Raw genomic sequence first — 17,597 nt, forward strand, 5'->3', positions numbered from 1 at the left:
TGATGTTCCTCGACTGGGCCGTCACCGCGGTGCGGCGCTGCCGCTCGGCTTGCGGCTCCGGGGAGCCTGGGCCGGCGACAGCGCCGCGTGCGGTGTTACCTGGTGCCGTTGAGGACCGACGTCGGGATCTGGTCGGCGACCGGCGGCAGTTGCTTGGACTGGTCCGCGCGCATCGTCGACATCTCCTCCGGCTTGTCCGGGGACTCCAGCGGCTCGGTGAACGGCTGTACCTCACCCTGGCAGACCTTGCCCTTGGCGGGCAGCGTGGCCTTCAGGAGGTAGGTGTCGATCGCTGTCGTCGCACACGCCGACGTGCCGTAGGCGGTGTGACCCCAGTTCGTGCTCGCCAGCAGGCGGCTGTTCGGCAGGAGCTTCGCCGAGGAGACGGCCTCCTCGTAGTTGGTGGCGGGGTCCCAGTAACTACCCACGACCAGCACCGGCGCAGCCGTACGGCGGTTGAACGGGCCGGTGTAGGAGTCCTCGTCCCGGACCGTCCACGAGTTGCGGGCGCACTGCACGCTGCCCCAGGCCCAGGCCCGGCCGAAGTACGGGGCACGCTTGTCGGCCTTGGCCGTCGCGGCCGGCCACGATGCTGCGTCCTTCGGGTGCAGGCCGTCGGTGCACATGACGCCGCTGAACGCCTCGAAGTCGTTGTAGTACGGGAAGTCACGGGCCGGCTTGCGGCTCCGGGCGTCCTTGATGCGCTCGATGACGGCCTTCTTCGCGACTGCCTTGTCCGCGCTGGTCGCGGCCGGCGCCGCCAGCAGCGTCCACAGCTGGGACGACAGGTCGGCCACGATGTCGCCGGCGTACATGTCGTAGAGCGAGCCCAGGATGCCGCCGACAAAATCGGCGTAGGTGATGGTGTAGGTGCCGTACTCGTCGGTGATCACCAGCGGCTTGGCCCGCAGCTTCTGGGCGATCGTCTCGAAGTTCTTGACCGGGTCGCCGGCCGCGAAGCTGCAGTACTTCTCGCCCGCCTTGTCGCAGCGCTTGAGAATCTCGCGCAACGCCTTGTAGGCGCCGTCGGCGGAGTGCATCCGCTCGTCCTGGATCTGGTTTTTCGTCTTGCTGGTGCCCGTCCACGAGACCGGGTCGATGACGCCGTCGACGACCAGCGCCCGGAAGCGGTCCGGGAACATGTTGGCGTAGTACTGGCCGATCGCGGTGCCGTAGCTGAAGCCCAGGTAGGTCAGCTTCTTGTCACCGACGGCGCGGCGCAGCACGTCCATGTCCCGGACGACCTCGGCGGTCGACATCGCGCCGGCGATCTTCTTGCCGGTGGTCGAGCACGCCTTCGCCACCGCCTTCGCCGACTTGATGTAGGCGTTCTCCTGCGTCTTGCCGTACGGGAAGGCGACGTTCAGGCCCGCGTACGCCTGGGTCTGCGCCTTGGTGGACTTGAAGCACTTGACGTTCTCGCTGTTGGCGATGCCGCGCGGGTCGACGCCGACGATGTCGAAGCGGTCGAGCACCGAGTCGCTCAGGAAGTACGGGGCGTTGAGCGCGATGGACGTGCCCGAGCCGCCGGGTCCGCCCGGGTTCAGGAACAGGCTGCCGATCTTGCGCTTCTGGTCGCGGGCCTTGACCCGCAACACCGCGATCTCGGTCGTGGCGCCCTTCGGCTTGTCATAGTCGAGCGGCAGGCGCACGGTGGCGCATTCCGCGGTCTCGTAGCACTTGTACCAGCCCAGTTTGGGCGTCTTGACGCTGTCGACCCGCTTGCGTTCCTTGGCGCTGGTGGTCGCGCTCTTCTTCGCGCTGAGCGACGGGACGCCGATCGACGGGAGCGAGGCAGCCGGTACGGCGGACGCGGGATTGCCGGTTGGCGGGGACGCGGCCGCGGCGGGCACGGCCGCGCCGGCGGCGAGGACAACGCCGGTGATCGCGGTGATCACCAGACGACTGGCGGAAGAGGGCATACGAACTGCCTTTCGGACGCTGACCGCAGCGAGGGTGCTGCGGTCGGGTGGATCGTAGAAAGTCGATGCCACCCGTCCGCCCGTGCGATTGCCTCCTATTTCTCGGCAGTTATCTATTCAGCCTTGGTAATGGCCCTGAACGCCGCCGAATTACCGATTTCAGCGGCCGCCCCGCCCGAATCCGCCGCCGGCCGGTGCTTCGCCCGCCGTCACCGTGGCCACCGACGAGGCCGAGCCGAGCGATCCCGACTGGGTCAGCCCGCCGACGCTGTCACCGGAGGCCGTGCCGCCGGTGTAGATCTGATACTTCGAACCTGTCGAGATGCCGGACGCCGAATAGACGATGTTCTGTGTCTGCTTCGAGGTGACGAACGAGGCCACCACTTTGTCATCGGCGTTGACGATCTGCACGGTCGTGCCGGCCGGCAGCGCCGAGTCCAACGTGGCGGACAGCCAGCCCTGCGGCGAATCGGTGGCCGGGGCCACCACCATGCCCGCGCTTCCGGACGCGAGCAGGACACCGCCGCTGATCGTGAAGGAGCCGTTGACGTCCAGGGCGCCGTTGCCGTTCTGTTCGGGACCGTTGACCACGACAGTCCCGCCCGTGATGGACGCCGTGCCGTTGGAGTCGAGCCCGTCGCCGTCGGCGTTGATGACGAGGGTGCCGCCCGTGACCGTCACCGAGACGTCCTCAACCGACTGGCCGCCTCCGCCTCCGCCACCACCGGCGTCCGAGTCGGTGTCCCCGCCGGCTGCGTTGACGCCGTCGTCGCTGGAGACCAGCTGCACCGACCCGTCATTGATCACGATGTCCTTGCCCTCCAGGCCCTCGACCGACGCCGTGATGTCGACCGTGCCGCCGTCCACCTGGAGCGTCTGCTCCGCGTGCACGGCGTCGTCCCCACTGGCCGCGGTCAACGCCGTCGACACCAGGTGCACCGTGCCGTCGCTGTGCACCGCGTCGTCCGAGGAGTCCACTGTGGCCGCGCCACCCTCGAGCACTGTGATGACGCCCGACTTGAGGCCCTTGGTCGACGTCGTGTCCACCGGGGCGGTGGTGTGCCCGCCGCCGCTGGCCACGGTCACCGTGCCACCGGTCATGACCAGATCCGTGTACGCGTCGAGGCCGTCGCCGCCCGACTCGACCGCGACGGTGCCGCCGGCGATCGCGATGAAGCCCGCGTCCGAGTCCTCCTCGTTGTCGGCCTTCACACCGTCGCCACCGGAGGTGATGGTGAGCTTGCCGTCCTTGACCACCACATAGTCCTTGCCGCGGACGCCGTCGTCCGCCGCATCGACCGTGATCGTCCCGGACTCGATCACCAGGCCGTCCTTGCTCGCGATCGCGTCGTTGCCCTTGCCGTGCACGGTGAGGGCGCCGGCGCCGGTGATCGTCAAGTCGCCGGCGCTGAAGAGGGCCGCGTTGACGTCAGCGTCGTCGGCATAGCTGGCCGTGTCGGTCAGGGTGTTCGTGCTGCCGTCGGCGAGGACCACGGTGAGGGTGCCGATCTCAGTGGCGGCGATTGCGGCGCTGCTCGTGCTGGTGATGGTGGCGCCGTCCAGGATCAGCTGCACCTCGGCGTCTGGTGCGTTGACGACGATCTGACCCGCGTTCAGGGTGCCGGACAAGCGGTAGGTGCCGGCTGCGGTGATCGTCACTGTGGCGCCGTCCACCTTGACGCCGTCACCCTCGACGGTGGCCGAGGCACCGGTCAGCTTGATGTCGACGGCGTCCGACTCGGTGACTGCCGAGGTGGTGTGGACATCGGTGTTCGCGTCCAGCACCGCGGCGGCGGAGAGCGCGGCCGTGCTGGTGGTCTGTGCGGCGGCCGTGGCGCCGGTGGCGGTGGAGGTGGTGATGCCGTCGCTGCAGGCTGCCAGCGCGGCAGTCGCGAGGATGGCGGAAGTGATCGCTGCGGCAAAACGCCTGCGGAGTCTCATCGGGAAGCCTTTCCGGCGGGGGACATCCGCGGTGCCGGATGCCAGCGGTCTGCGGGGAGGTGGTTGGGCGACGTGTCCGTCGCCGGATGCCAACGGTCGGCGGGGGACGTGTCAGTCGTCGAGTGCCAGCGATCGGTGCGAGCCGGCTGCGGCGTCGGACGTCGACGGTCGGTGGCGAGGTCGGCGGGAAACATCCGTAGTGCCGGACGCCAGCGGTTGGCCGGGAGGTCGGGGCGGAGGGCGGCCAGGCCGGTGCCGTATTTGGAGACGACGCGTGGACGATGGCGCAGAGACCAGAGCAGGCGATCGGCTGTCGATGCGCCCGCGGCGGATTTCGTTTCCACGATCGCCCAATCGGGGGCACTGACACTCGAGCCATCCGGGAGTTCCCACACCAGCCGCGTGTCGATGGTGAGCCGGGCGCCACCCGCCGCCGCCGGGGAGCCTGCCGCCGGGGAGCCCGCAGCCGGGGAGCCCGCCGGCAGCGATCCTGCTGGCGAGAGCCCCACCGGCAGCGAGCCTGCGGCCGGGGAGCCCGCCGCTGGGGAGCCGGTCGGCAGGGAGCCTGCCGGGAGAGAGCCCGCAGGCAGGAAGAATGTCTGGCGGTGGTACCGCGTGGTCAGCACGTGTGCCAGGTCCAGCCGCGTGCCGAGAACCTCGGCCGCGTAGGCCAGCGCGCTCGGGGAGAGCGTCGGCTCGTCGTCGTATGGGATGCGTTGTTTGGTGGTCGTGCCCCTGATCCCTCGGGTCTTGACCTCGAAGAAGTGCAGATCGGAGTCGAGATAGCTGCGGATCCGGAGCTTGAAGCGGTGGCGGCGACCGCGGGCCGCAGCCAGGTAGCTGTGCAGGGCGGGGGTGTCGAAGTACGCCGATCGGTAGGCGAAGTCGCGCCGGCCGTTGATCTCGAGGACCCGGGTGCCGGCCGGGAGACCGGCCAGGACGGCCGGTAGGTCGGTGCGCGGCACGAGGTACTTGCGGTCGACCCGGGTGAGCAGTTCGGCCTCTTGGACCAGCTCGGCCAGCGAGATCGGTGGGCAGTCGGTGTCGATCATGCCGGGATCCGTTCGATCAGCGGGCCGCTCTCCTGCCGCGCCGCGGACGGCTCCTGCCGTGCCGGCCCGGCCGGTGCGGACGGCGCCGCCACGTAGCGGACCTCGACCAGCGTCGTGTCGTTCACCAGGTCGACGTGTTTGACGAGGAGGTTCACGATCCGGGCGTTGAGCAGCACGGCCAGGTGCGCGCGCAGGGCCTGCTCGTCGGTGTACGCGACGTCCAGCTGCATGGTCTGCTGTCGGTAGCGCCGGAACAGGCCCGGGTGGTCCGCGACGAACAGCGTCGCCAGGATCAGCGCCATCAGCGTCAGTGCCAGGACCGACGGGGTGCTGCTCAGCCCCGCCAGCAGGCCGAGCGCCAGGGCCGCGAAGTAGTAGGCGATCTCGTGCTGGGTGATCTCGTCGGAACGGAGCCGGATGATCGACAACACGCCGAACAAGCCCAGTCCCAGGCCCGCGCCCACGGCGGAGGAGCCGAGCACCATCGAGACGGCGAGCACGCCGATGTTCACGCCGAGAAAGGCCACCACGAGGTCCCGCCGGTGGTGGCGCGGGAAGTAGATGCCGAACGCCAGGATGGCGATGGCGGTGACATCGGCGGCAACGACCAGCAATTCGTTCACGGAGATCCTTCACCCTTCAAGTGGTCGGATCTCCATTGAGCCTGGCGCTGCTATGCATCAGCTGTGCCCGCCCTGTGCCGCCGGAGTCAATCCGCGGCCATGCCAGGGCGCGTGGCGAGGTGTCTGGGCCAGGCTTGGTCGGAGAGCGGTGGCGGGCCTCGCGGCCCTGCCCGGGCGCCTGGTGAGGTGTCTGGGTCGGGCTCGGTCGGAGAGCGGTGGCGGGCCTCGCGGCCCTGCCCGGGCGCCTGGGTCGGGCTCGGTCGTAGAGCGGTGGCGGGCCTCGCGGCTCCGCCCGGGTGCGTGGTGAGGTGTCCGGGCCGGGCTCGGTCGGAGAGCGTGGCAGACCTCGCGCCGCTGCCAGGCTGCGTGGTGAAGCGCGGCCCGGAGCGCAGCGGGCCTCCGGAGGCGAGGCCGCCGAGAGTGCCCCGAATAGCAGACCGTCAGCGCTGGTACACGTCCGGAATGCCGTCGTCGTCCGCGTCCATGGCCTCTTCCGCCGCGAGCAGGCGGTAGTGCCTGTTCCGCAGCCGCAGCACTACCGCCGCCAGCACCGCCGCCAGCAGTGAGCCGGCCAGCACGCCGATCTTCGCGTGGCCGTCGCGGACCGTGCCTGAGCCGTACGCCAGTTCGCCGATCAGGAGCGACACCGTGAAGCCGACCCCGCCGAGCAGCGCCAGGCCGATCACGTCCCACCAGCTCAGGCCCGGGTCGAGGTGGGCTCGGGTGAAGCGTTGCACCAGCCAGGTCGCGCCCGTGATGCCGATCGCCTTGCCTGCCACCAGGCCGGCGATGACGCCGAGGGTCACCGAGTCGCGCATGCTCGCCCCGAAGCCGCCGGCCGCGGTGATCGAGACCCCTGCGGCGAAGAAGGCGAACACGGGCACGGCCAGGCCGGCCGACAGCGGCCGGAAGCGGTGCTCGAAGTGTTCGGCGAGGCCCTGCTTGCGCACCGGCACCGTGAAGGCGAGCAGCACCCCGGCCACGGTCGCGTGGACGCCGGACTCGTGGACCAGCGTCCAGGTCGCCGCCGCCAGCGGCAGCAGCAGCCACCATGCTCGGACGCCGCGCTGCACCAGCACGCCGAAGATCGCCAGTGGGATCAGGGCCAGCAGCAGCGGCAGCGGGTGCAGCGAGGACGTGTAGAAGATCGCGATGATGGTGATCGCCAGCAGGTCGTCGACCACGGCCAGGGTCAGCAGGAACGTGCGCAGCGCGTTCGGCAGGTGGGTGCCGATCACGGCCAGCACGGCCAGCGCGAATGCGATGTCCGTCGCGGTCGGGACGGCCCAGCCGGCCAGCCCGCCGCCGGCCAGGTTGAACAGTGTGAAGATGGCCGCGGGCGCGATCATGCCGCCGACCGCGGCGAGCACCGGCAGGGCCGCCCGGCGCGGGTCGCGGAGGTCGCCGGCGACGAACTCCCTCTTGAGCTCGAGCCCGGCGACGAAGAAGAAGATCGCGAGCAGGCCGTCGGCGGCCCAGCCGGCCAGGCTCAGCGGTCCGATCTCCCAGGCCGAGAACGACCGGTACGTGTCGCCCCACGGCGAGTTGGCCCAGGCGAGCCCCACGAGCGCGGCCACCAGCAGCAGCACCCCGCCGACGGTCTCGGCACGGAGCAGCTCGGCGATTCGGCGGGCTTCCGGCCAGCTACCGCGGCTGAAGAGGGACATATCGGGCCTCCGAAGGGGTCGGCAGATCCATCGCCGACCAGACTTCCCGGCACACCTGACCCGACCCTATCCGCTCCGCCCGCGGCCCATCCGGTGCTCAGCCGGCCAGTTTGATCCGGACGCGGCGGTTCTGCCGGCCCTTGCTCTCCACCTTCACCACCTCGACCCGCCCCACCTGCGCCGTCGACGCCACGTGCGTACCCCCGTCGGCCTGGACGTCCAGTCCCACGATGTCCACCACCCGGATCTCCGGGTTCTCCAGCGGGGGCAGCGCGTCCTGCGTGCGGACCAGGTCCGGGATCGCCAGCGCCTCCGCGCGCGGCAGCACCCGCGCCACGATCTTGCGGTCGGCGGCGATCTCCGCGTTCACCGCGTCCTCGAGGGCCTGTTTGAAGCCCGGCGGCACCTCCGGCAGGTTGAAGTCCATCCGCGCTTCGCCCGGCTGCATGTTCCCGCCGGTGACCAGCGCGCCGAAGTCGCGGAACACCGTGCCGCAGAGGATGTGCAGCCCGGAGTGGGTCCGCATCAGAGTGGTGCGCCGGTCGTCGTCGACCGCGCCGCGGACCGTCGCGCCGGCCGGTGGCACCGGGTCGCCCGGCGCCGGGATCAGGTAGTGCTCGTCGGCCTTGCGGGTGTCCACGATCCGGGTCTGCACGCCCTGCCAGATGAGCACGCCGTGGTCGGGTGGCTGACCGCCGCCGCCCGGGTAGAACGCCGACCGGTCGAGCACGATCCCGGCTTCGGGGTCGGCCGGATCGGACCAGACGACGGTGCAGTCCCACTCCCGGATGGTCGGATCGACCCAGTCCAGGCGGTGCGTGTGTCCATGCTGCTCGAACGCCATCGCCCGAGCGTAAACCGCGACGCGGCGGCACGGCAGCGACCGGCCGGCTCCCCACCGGGATCCCCCGCGGAGCGGCCGGAATCCGCGGAGCCGGCCTGCCAGGAAACCCACCCGGCCCCGGACCGACTCACGCGTCGGAGCGCTTCAACCGCCAAGCCCCGCCCGCGACCACCGCCACGACATACCCCACGAACACCCCGAGTCCCGCCCACGGCCCCAGCGCATCCGCCCCCTGCGTCACCGACGTGAAGGCGCTGCCCGCGTTCGACGGCAGGTACTGCACGACGCTGTCGCGGACCGATTCCGGCAACAGCAGCTGCGCGACCCCGCTCAGCAGGAACATCGCCCCGAACAGCGTGCTGATCGCGGCCGGTGTCGAGCGCAGCAGCGCGCCCAGCGCCAGGCCCAGTACCCCCGAGCCGGCCAGGATGACCGCCGAGCCGATCACCGCGCGGGCCACGCCCGGGTCCGACCAGCCGGCCGCGCCGTCGCCGAGCAGGGCCTGGCCGCCGGTGAAGGCGATGGCCGATGCCGCCAGCCCGATCACGAAGACCACCGCCGCGAAGACGGTGATCTTGCCCCAGAGCACCGGGAGGCGCTTCGGTACGGCGGACAGCGACGACCGGATCATCCCGGTGCTGTACTCGCTCGCCATGAACAGCACGCCCAAGGTGCCGAAGGCCAGCTGGGCGAACGTGAGGCCGGCCAGGCTGGCGCCGACCGGGCCCAGCTCACCCGGCCCTTCGCCCGGTCCGGCGGCGCCTGAGTCCAGCATCGACGCCGCCAGCAGGCCGATGCCGATCAGCAGGGTGACCGCGGTGGCCAGCGTGACCACCGTCGAGCGCAGCGACCAGAACTTGATCCATTCCGAGCGGATGACCCGGGCCTGGGTCACCTTGAGCCGCACCGGTGCTGCCGGGGGCTGGACGGCGAGGGTGCTCATGCGGCTGCTCCTACGGTCTGGTACTCCACGGCGTCCTTGGTCAGTTCCATGAACGCCTCCTCCAGCGACGGCCGCCGCACGGTCAGCTCGTGCAGGGCGATGCCGGCCCCGGCCGCCCGGTCGCCGATCTGGTTCGCGGTCAGGCCGGTCACCTCGAAGGCGCCGCGTTCGACGCTGAGCACCGTGACGCCCGGGCCGGTCAGCAGGTCGTGCAGGTCCACCGCGCGCGGCGAGCGGACCAGCACCGAGTCGCTGGCCGCGCGTTCGATGAAGTCCGCCACCGAGACGTCCGCGATCAGCTTGCCGCGGCCGACGACGACCAGGTGTTCGGCGGTCAGCGCCATCTCGCTCATCAGGTGCGAGGAGACGAAGACCGTCCGGCCCTGCGCGGCCAGGCCCTGCATGAGGCGCCGGATCCAGAGGATGCCCTCCGGGTCGAGGCCGTTCACCGGCTCGTCGAGGATCAGCACCTCCGGGTCGGCGAGCAGCGCCGAGGCGATGCCCAGGCGCTGGCCCATGCCGAGCGAGAAGGCGCCGGCCCGCTTGCGGGCGACCTCGTGCAGACCGACGATGTCGATCACCTCGTCGACCCGGGTGCGCGACACCCCGGTGGTCGCGGCCATGGCCAGGAGATGGTGGTACGCGGACCGCCCGGTGTGCACGGCCTTGGCGTCCAGCAGCGCGCCGACCTGCTTGAGCGGCGCGCTGTGCTCCGCGTACGGGCGTCCGTTGATGGACGCCGTGCCCGACGTGGGCCGGTCCAGTCCCAGGATCATCCGCATCGTGGTGGACTTGCCGGCGCCGTTGGGCCCCAGGAAGCCCGTGACGATGCCCGGCCGGACGGTGAACGTCAGTGAGTCGACGGCGGTCTTGGTGCCGTACCGCTTGGTGAGTTCGTGGACCTCGATCATGGGAACCAGCGTGGCGGGCCCGCCGGGTGATCCGCGTCGTCCACCGGTGGGCAGATCCGCCTACTACAACGGCGGTATCCGAGGTCACGTGGTTACCGTGCGAGGACGACGCTTTGCAGGCGCCGCCACGCGTACGGTGATCGTCATGGAGCTGGGCGGGGTGCGCGAGACGCGGTGGTGGCAGGCGGCAGGCCGGCACCCGCAGCTCTGCGACGCCGTCCTGGGGCTGGCCCTGGTGCTGCCGGCGGTCATCGCCGTCCGGGTCGGCGGGCACGGCGAGGCGCCTCGCATGCTCGGCGTCACGGACGCGCTCGGCATCGCCGCCGCAGTCCTCGCGGTGACCTTCCGCCGCCGGCACATCCGGGCCGGCCTGATCCTCGCCTCGCTCGCCTGGATCTTCGTCATCATCGTGCAGCACGACCGGCAGCCGATCCTGATGGTCGCCCTGGTCCTGCTCTTCTTCACCCACGCCACCCGCAGCGACCGGCGGACGGCCTGGGCCACCGCCGGCGGCCTCGCCACGCTGATCTACGTCTCCGGGGTCACCTGGGGCGGCGGCAGTTGGTGGGGCCCGGAGAACCTCGGCGCGCTGGCCTGGATCGGCATGGCCACCGCGGTCGGCGACGCCACCCGCAGCCGCCGGGCGTACGTGGCCGAGGTCGAGGAGCGCGCCCGCCGCGCCGAGCAGAGCCGCGACGAGGAGGCCCGGCGCCGCGTCGTCGAGGAACGGGTGCGCATCGCCCGCGAGCTGCACGACGTCGTCGCCCACCACATCGCCGTCATCAAGGTGCAGGCCACCGGCGCGAAGCACATCCTGCAGCACCGCCCGGAGCAGGTCGCCCCGGCGCTGGACCACATCAGCCGCTCCTCGGACGCGGTGCTGAAGGAGATCGCCTCGGTGGTCGGCCTGCTGCGCAGCTCGGACGACCTGGACGGGTCCGCGTCGCCGGCGACCGAGCCGACCCGGGGGCTGGCCCGGCTCTCCGGCCTGCTGGACGACCTCGCCGCCGCCGGCCTGCGGGTGGATCACCGCCAGCTCGGCACGGCCCGCGAGCTGCCCGCGCTGGTCGACCTCGCGGCGTTCCGGATCGCCCAGGAGGCGCTGACCAACGCGCAGAAGTACGGCGAAGGCACGGCCCGGCTCACCGTGGCGTACACCGCGGGCGGGGTGACGCTGGAGGTCACCAACCAGGTCCGGCCGGACGTGCCGCGGTCGGGCTCGGGCTCGGGCTACGGCATCGTCGGCATGCGCGAGCGGGCCACCTCGACCGGCGGCCGGCTCACCGCGGGGCCCGCGGTCGGCGGCCGGTTCACGGTGCACGCCGACCTGCCCAGTGCGGTCCCGGCCGGGGTGCTGTCATGACGATCCGCGTGCTGCTGGCCGACGACCAGCCGTTGATCCGGGCCGGGTTCCGGATGTTCGTCGAGCCCGACCCCGAGGTCGAGGTGGTCGGCGAGGCCGGCACCGGGCGCGAGGCGGTGGAGCTGGCCCGCTCGGCGCGCGCCGACGTGGTGCTCATGGACATCCGGATGCCGGACATGGACGGCATCGAGGCCACCCGGCGGATCGCCGCCGCCGAGGACCTGGCCGGGGTCAGGGTGCTGGTGCTGACCACGTTCGAGAACGACGACAACGTGGTGCTGGCGCTGCGCGCCGGGGCGAGCGGCTTCCTCGGCAAGCACGTCGACCCGGTGGACCTGCTGCACGCCATCCGGGTCGTCGCCGCCGGGGAGGCGCTGCTCTCGCCGGCCGCCACCCGCGGGCTGGTCAGCCGCTTCCTGAGCCAGCCGGTGCCGAGCGCGCTGCCGGCCGCGCTGGAGCTGGGCTCGCTCACCGAACGCGAACGCGAGGTGCTGGCGCTGGTGGCGTACGGGCTGTCGAACGACGAGATCGCCGAGCGGCTGCACCTGTCGCCGCTGACGGTGAAGACGCATATCAACCGGGCGATGACCAAGCTCGGGGTACGGGACCGCGCGCAGCTGGTCGTGATCGCGTACCAGAGCGGTCTGGTCCGTCCCGGGGAGCAGCCGTGAGCATGGTCGTCATCGCGGTGCTCCTCTGCGTCGCGTCGGCGGCGGGCTATGCGGCCGGGGCGGTGCTGCAGGAACGCCTGGCGCAGCGGCCGCTCGGGGTGCTGGTCCGGATGCCGCTGTGGTGGGCGGCCATCGCGCTCAACGGCGTCGGCGCGGCCCTGCACGTGGTCGCCCTGCGGTACGGACCGTTGTCGCTGGTCCAGCCGTTCGGTGTGCTGACCCTGGTGCTGGCGGTGCCGCTCGCGGCGCTGCTGGCCCGGCGGGCGGTCACGGCGGTCGAGGGCCGGGGCATCGGCCTGACGGTGGCCGGCCTGATCGGCATCCTGCTGCTTGCCGGCACGACCACCGGCATCGGGGTGCTCACCACCGCGCAACTCGTCGGCCTGGTGCTGGTCACCGCCGCGCTGCTGACCGCGCTGGGCGGCTGGAGCGCGGTGCCCGGCGCCTCCGGTCTGTGGGCGGCGGTCGCCGCGGGGGTGTCGTTCGGGGTCTCGTCCGCGCTGACCCAGACGGTCGCGGTGCACGTCACGGCCGACGGGTTCGGAGCCCTGCGGTATCCGGCGGTGACCGTCGCGGTCCTCGCGATCGCGGCCCTGTCGACCGCCGGCATGCTGTTCACCCAGCGTTCCTACCGCGCCGGGCTGGGCGCGCCGCTGGCGGTGAGCACGCTGGCCAACCCGGTGGCCGCGGCGGCGATCGGCCTGGCGCTGCTCGGCGAGCAGATCACCGGCGGCTCGCTCGGCGCGGCGGTCGCCCTGGCCGGCGCGGTCGTCGCGGGGGCCGGCGTCACGCTGCTCACCCGGGCACAGACGCGCGGCGCGGCGAAGCCGGCGGCCGAGCGGCCGGTGGTCACGGTCGGCGTCGCGTCCGCGGGTCTCGGCAACCTTTCCGCACCCTGACGGTCAGCGATCGGCAATCGGGGCCGATAGGGCAGTTGACCGACAAGGCGCGCACAAGGGGTGGAAACAGTGGCTGGTGTGACCACGTGGGCCCGGAACCGGCGGGTATCGACCAAGGTTCTGGCGGTCGCGGGGGTGGCCATCGCGGGCATGGTCGTCACCGGGTACATGAGCCTGGCCGGCATCGCGGACCTCAAGACCACCCGCAACGACGAGATCAAGAGCGGCGTCCCGTACATCACCAGCCTGAACAGTGCCGCGCTGGCGGCGAAGGCTGCCGCGAACGACGAGCGTGGTTATCTGATCGCGGGCGACGCCGAGTTCCGGGATGAGGCGCTGGGCCGGCAGGAGTCGGTCGACGGCCACCTGGCCGGCGCCCGGGGCCTGGGCGAGCCCGCGCAGCAGGCCACGATCGACAAGATCAAGACGGCCACCGACGCCTGGTTCACGGCCCTGGACGCCGAGTTCACCACCTTCGCCACCGACCGTCCGGCCGCCGTCGCGGTCGCCCTGGGTGCGAACCGCGACCTGCGGAAGGCGTACGAGGGGCAGCTGGCCGAGGAGATCACCCGGGCGGAGGAGGCGCTGATCGCCGGCGAGGACTTCGACGCGACCGTCGGCAGCACCCGGCTGAGCCTGATCTGGACCATCGTGCTCGCGCTGGCCCTGGCGATCTTCCTGGCGCTCTGGGTGGCGCGGATGATCGTCACGCCGCTGCGCCGGGTGTCCTCGGTGCTGGAGGCGGTCGCCGAGGGTGACCTGTCCCAGGAGCTCGACGTGCACCAGAAGGACGAGGTGGGACACATGGCCTCGTCGCTGCGAAGGGCCACCGTCACCCTGCGGCAGACCGTCACCGACCTCGCCACGCATTCCCGGACCCTCGGTGTCGCCGCCGGGGAGCTGGCCGCCACCAGCAGGAACAGCGCGACCAGCGCGGAGACCGGGGCGCGGCAGGCGAGCGCCGTCGCGGAGTCCGCCGCGGTCATGTCGTCGAACATTCAGACGGTCGCCGCGGGCGCCGAGGAGATGGGCGCCTCCATCCGCGAGATCAGCCAGAGCGCGACCCAGGCGGCCGGCGTCGCCGCCCGCGCGGTGGACGTCACCGCCACGACCACCACGGTGATGGCGAAGCTGGGTGACAGCTCGGCCGAGATCGGCAACGTGATCAAGGTGATCACCTCGATCGCCGGGCAGACCAACCTGCTGGCGCTCAACGCCACGATCGAGGCGGCCCGGGCCGGCGAGATGGGCAAGGGCTTCGCCGTGGTGGCCAGCGAGGTCAAGGATCTCGCCCAGGAGACGGCCCGGGCGACCGAGGACATCGGCAAGCGGGTGGCCGCGATCCAGGCCGACACCGGCGGCGCGGTCACCGCGATCGGGGAGATCAGCGAGATCATCGGGCGGATCAGCGAGTTCCAGACCACGATCGCCTCGGCGGTCGAGGAGCAGACGGTGACCACCAACGAGATGAGCCGGAACGTGACCGAGGCCGCCGCCGCCGGCGGCCGGGTGGCCGACACGATCACCGACGTCGCGACGTCGGTCCAGCTCACCACCGTCGGGGTCGCCGAGGCGACCCGGGCCGCCGGCCGGCTCGCGGCGATGTCCGACGACCTTCAGGTGATCGTCAACCGGTTCCGGCTGGAGCCGGCCCGCTAGACCGTCAGTAACCGAGGTCCGCGGCGAGCGCCCGCAGGTCGGCCGGCAGCTCGATCCGCGGCACCGGACGGGCGCTCTGCACCGCACCCGACCTGATCTTCTCGTGCCAGTCGCCGAGCCCGGCCACCAGCGGGCCGTGGTCGGCCCGGCCGTACTCGACCATCGCCGGTTCGAAACCGACTCCCAGGAACGCGCACAGCCGCCGCGCCTCGCGGACCGGGTCTGCGGTCAGCTCCTCGTACCGCACGGTGATCCCGGGCGCCGCGGCCCGGGCCTCGCGCAGCTTGCGGAGGTACCGGGTCACACCGGCGATCGCCTCCTGCTCCGTCTGGGTGGTCCGGGCCCGCTGCCACGAGTCGAGAATCGCGGCCGGGTGCCGCAGCAGGTAGATGAACCGGGCGTCCGGCCACGCCCGCGCGACCTGCTCCCAGTGGAAGACCAGGTTCGGCGTCTTCTCCACCAGGACCGTCTTGCCGCTGCGCCGCAGAACGGTGGTCAGCAGCCGGTCCCAGGTCATCGCGGTGAGCTCCCGCTCGTCCAGGCCGAGGGCGGCCATCGCCTGGCCGGCCGCCGGGATCTCGAAGGAGACCCGGATGTGGCGCAGGTGCAGCTCGTGCGGGGCGTAGATCTGCGAGTGACTGTTCAGGATCATCCGGAGCAGGGTGGAGCCGGAGCGCACCGAGGAGAAGATGAACCCCGGTGCGCTCAGTTCCCGCCGCGGATCACGGACGACCCGGTAGCGGCCGTCCCGCTGCACCACCCGCATGCCGGTGCTCCGGGCCAGCCGCATGTTGATCTGCCTACGCCACGCCATGGCTCCGCACGCTAGCCGCGAAGATTATGGCTGACCTGGGGAGAAGCTGGGAATTCCGCCAAGATCAGAGGTAGGTGCGGCCCGCGTTGCGCTTGAGCGCGTCCTCCCAGCCGACCAGTTCCGCCGGCTCCCGGTCGGTCACCCCGACGTAGGACGCGGACGGTCGGATGATCTTGGCGAGCCGCTTCTGCTCAAGGATGTGGCTCGCCCAGCCGGCCGTGCGCGCGCAGGTGAACATCGAGGTGAACAGCGGCGCGGGCACCTCGGCGAAGTCCAGGATGATCGCCGCCCAGAACTCGACGTTGGTCTCCAGCACCCGGTCGGGCTTGCGCTCGCGCAGCTCGGCCAGCGCCGCGTCCTCCAGCGCCTTGGCCACCTCGTAGCGCGGCGCGCCCAGCTCCTTGGCGGTGGCGCGCAGCAGGCGGGCCCGGGGGTCCTCGGCGCGGTAGATCGCGTGACCGAAACCCATCAGCCGCTGACCGCTGTCCAGGATGTGCTTCACGTATGCCCGCGCGTCGCCGGAACGCTCCACGGCCTCGACCATGTGCAAGGCCCGCGAGGGCGCCCCGCCGTGCAGCGGGCCGGACATGGCCCCGACCGCCGCGGAGATCGCCGCCGGGACGTCGGCGCCGGTGCTGGCCACCACCCGGGCGGTGAAGGTGGACGCGTTCATGCCGTGCTCGGCGGCCGAGATCCAGTACCGGTCGATCGCGCTCACGTGCCGCGGATCGGGCTCGCCGCGCCAGCGCACCATGAACCGCTCGACGATGCTGCCGGCCGCCTCGACCCGGCTGGTCGGCACCGCCGGCAGCTCGCTGCCCCGGGCGCCCTGGGCGACGAAGTCGAGCAGCGTCGCCGAGGTCCGCGCGAGGTCCGCGCGGGCCTGTGGATCGTCGATGTCGATCAGCGGGCCGAGGCCCCACTGCGGCGCCATCGTGGCGATGGCTGCCTGCGCGTCGGCGCGGATGTCGCCGGAGTGCACGGTCAGCGGTACGGGCTTCGCCGCGGTCAGCGGGGCGCCGAAGTCCCCGTCGACCAGCAGGCCCCAGACGTCGGCATAGGACACCTTGCCGACCAGCTTCTCGATGTCGATGCCGCGGTAGCGCAGGGCGCCACCGTCGCGGTCAGGCTCCGCGATCTCCGTCTCGAACGCGACGACGCCGGCCAGGCCAGGGGGAACGGTCAGCATGGTGACTCCCGGATACACATCGGTGGACGTCGAACATTACCGGCGAGTAGCACAGCCGGGTGTGGGGAAAATGTCACACCCCGTGAGCCAGCCAGACCCGGTCGCCGGCGAGCAGCAGGAGGTCGCCGTTGGTCCCCGCGACCGCCGACAGCGGGGTCGCGGCGCGCGGGGTCGTGACGGTGAGCCAGGACCGGCCGCCGTCGTCGGAGCGCCACAGGCCTTGCGCCGCCGCTGTGTACAACCGTCCACGTGAGACGGTCAGGGATCGGATGCCGGTCGCGTCCGGCTTGCCGAAGCGACCGACCGCCACCCAGTCCGGGCCGCGCCAGGCCCCGAAGGTGTCCCCGCGCGGCCCCACCGCGATCAGCGCCGGGCCCGCTCGGACCACCCGTTGCGCCTCCGCGTAGCCGCCCTCGACCGGCATGCCGACGCGCCGCCACGACGTGCCGTCGGTGGAACGCCACGCGGCGGCGGCGTCGCCCAGGCCACCGACGAGCACGAACGATCCGTCCAGCACGGCGCCGTCGCGGGCGAAGGCGCCGGCCAGCCCGGGTGCGTTCTCGAAGAGCCGGAAGCCGGCGCCGTCCGGGGACAGCCAGGCGGCGGCGCCGCCGGTTCGATTGCCGGCGATGAGGAAACCGGCCGGCCCGCCCGAGATCCGGCCCACGTCCACCGCGGTGTCCCCGCCGTAGGTCTCGAAGGCGGCCGCGACCTCGGCGAGAGAGCCGTCCGGGCGCTGCTGCCAGGTGCTGATCCGCGGGTTGCCGTGCGCGCCGCCGCCGACGGCGCCGATCGCGGCGATCCGATCGTTCGCGCAGGCCACGGCGTACAGGACGCTGCGCGGGCCGTAGTAGCTGCCGGGCCGGGCGGCCAGGGTGAGGCGGTGCCAGGTGCGGCCGTCGGCGCTGCTCCACGCGGCCGGGCCGGTGCCGCCGGACCGGCCCCCGACGACATACCAGTGGCCGCCGCAGGAGACCGCGTCCCGCAGCGGGCCGCTGCCCGGCAGCGACAGCTCCGCCCAGGCGTTGCGAGGCCCCGCCGCACACGCCCCGAACAGGACCAGCCCAGCCAACGCGAGCGCCGCCCGGAGCGGGCGCAC

At 72.0% G+C, this 17,597-nt stretch carries 15 protein-coding genes; 4 read left to right on the forward strand and 11 right to left on the reverse strand.

Features of this window, described 5'->3' with window-relative positions; genetic code table 11:
- Positions 1-95 precede the first annotated feature (95 nt).
- The 8 genes from ACIBQZ_RS01795 to ACIBQZ_RS01830 form a co-directional block, all read right to left on the reverse strand.
- Complete coding sequence (locus ACIBQZ_RS01795; RefSeq protein ID WP_396086537.1) at positions 96-1,922, reverse strand: alpha/beta hydrolase; 1,827 nt, start codon at positions 1,920-1,922, stop codon at positions 96-98.
- Between the two features lie 159 nt (positions 1,923-2,081).
- Complete coding sequence (locus ACIBQZ_RS01800) at positions 2,082-3,863, reverse strand: carbohydrate-binding domain-containing protein (protein WP_396086538.1); 1,782 nt, start codon at positions 3,861-3,863, stop codon at positions 2,082-2,084.
- Positions 3,860-4,915, reverse strand: a complete 1,056-nt coding sequence (locus tag ACIBQZ_RS01805; protein WP_396086539.1) for a polyphosphate polymerase domain-containing protein — start codon at positions 4,913-4,915, stop codon at positions 3,860-3,862. The genes ACIBQZ_RS01800 and ACIBQZ_RS01805 overlap by 4 nt, the downstream gene beginning before the upstream one ends.
- Positions 4,912-5,538, reverse strand: a complete 627-nt coding sequence (locus tag ACIBQZ_RS01810; RefSeq protein WP_396086540.1) for a DUF4956 domain-containing protein — start codon at positions 5,536-5,538, stop codon at positions 4,912-4,914. The genes ACIBQZ_RS01805 and ACIBQZ_RS01810 overlap by 4 nt, the downstream gene beginning before the upstream one ends.
- A 440-nt stretch (positions 5,539-5,978) precedes the next feature.
- The gene (gene nhaA, locus ACIBQZ_RS01815) at positions 5,979-7,205 is read right to left on the reverse strand and encodes a Na+/H+ antiporter NhaA (RefSeq protein WP_396086541.1); all 1,227 of its coding nucleotides are present in this window, start codon (positions 7,203-7,205) and stop codon (positions 5,979-5,981) included.
- 97 nt (positions 7,206-7,302) lie between these two features.
- Complete coding sequence (locus tag ACIBQZ_RS01820; RefSeq protein WP_396086542.1) at positions 7,303-8,049, reverse strand: alanyl-tRNA editing protein; 747 nt, start codon at positions 8,047-8,049, stop codon at positions 7,303-7,305.
- Between the two features lie 127 nt (positions 8,050-8,176).
- Positions 8,177-8,992 (reverse strand): ABC transporter permease, encoded by an 816-nt coding sequence (locus ACIBQZ_RS01825; RefSeq protein WP_396086543.1) that lies wholly within the window; start codon positions 8,990-8,992, stop codon positions 8,177-8,179.
- Entirely contained in the window at positions 8,989-9,903 is a 915-nt protein-coding gene (locus tag ACIBQZ_RS01830) for an ATP-binding cassette domain-containing protein (RefSeq protein WP_396086544.1), read from the reverse strand. Before ACIBQZ_RS01830 ends, ACIBQZ_RS01825 begins: the two co-directional genes overlap by 4 nt.
- Before the next feature lie 145 nt (positions 9,904-10,048).
- Between ACIBQZ_RS01830 and ACIBQZ_RS01835 the strand changes: the two genes are divergently transcribed.
- From ACIBQZ_RS01835 to ACIBQZ_RS01850, 4 genes are all read left to right on the forward strand, one after another.
- Positions 10,049-11,266 (forward strand): sensor histidine kinase, encoded by a 1,218-nt coding sequence (locus tag ACIBQZ_RS01835; RefSeq protein WP_396086545.1) that lies wholly within the window; start codon positions 10,049-10,051, stop codon positions 11,264-11,266.
- Entirely contained in the window at positions 11,263-11,937 is a 675-nt protein-coding gene (locus ACIBQZ_RS01840) for a response regulator (protein WP_396086546.1), read from the forward strand. Before ACIBQZ_RS01835 ends, ACIBQZ_RS01840 begins: the two co-directional genes overlap by 4 nt.
- On the forward strand, positions 11,934-12,836 hold the full coding sequence (locus tag ACIBQZ_RS01845) for a hypothetical protein (protein ID WP_396086547.1): 903 nt from the start codon (positions 11,934-11,936) through the stop codon (positions 12,834-12,836). Before ACIBQZ_RS01840 ends, ACIBQZ_RS01845 begins: the two co-directional genes overlap by 4 nt.
- Before the next feature lie 78 nt (positions 12,837-12,914).
- Complete coding sequence (locus ACIBQZ_RS01850) at positions 12,915-14,495, forward strand: methyl-accepting chemotaxis protein (protein ID WP_396086548.1); 1,581 nt, start codon at positions 12,915-12,917, stop codon at positions 14,493-14,495.
- 4 nt (positions 14,496-14,499) lie between these two features.
- Here ACIBQZ_RS01850 and ACIBQZ_RS01855 read toward each other — a convergent pair whose 3' ends face one another.
- The 3 genes from ACIBQZ_RS01855 to ACIBQZ_RS01865 all read right to left on the reverse strand — a co-directional run bounded on the left by ACIBQZ_RS01855 (position 14,500) and on the right by ACIBQZ_RS01865 (position 17,597).
- On the reverse strand, positions 14,500-15,309 hold the full coding sequence (locus tag ACIBQZ_RS01855; protein WP_396086549.1) for a sulfotransferase family protein: 810 nt from the start codon (positions 15,307-15,309) through the stop codon (positions 14,500-14,502).
- A gap of 64 nt (positions 15,310-15,373) precedes the next feature.
- On the reverse strand, positions 15,374-16,498 hold the full coding sequence (locus ACIBQZ_RS01860; protein ID WP_396086550.1) for a citrate synthase 2: 1,125 nt from the start codon (positions 16,496-16,498) through the stop codon (positions 15,374-15,376).
- Between the two features lie 73 nt (positions 16,499-16,571).
- Complete coding sequence (locus ACIBQZ_RS01865) at positions 16,572-17,597, reverse strand: hypothetical protein (protein ID WP_396086551.1); 1,026 nt, start codon at positions 17,595-17,597, stop codon at positions 16,572-16,574.

This window comes from Actinoplanes sp. NPDC049599 (assembly GCF_044465625.1).
Lineage (GTDB): Bacteria > Actinomycetota > Actinomycetes > Mycobacteriales > Micromonosporaceae > Actinoplanes.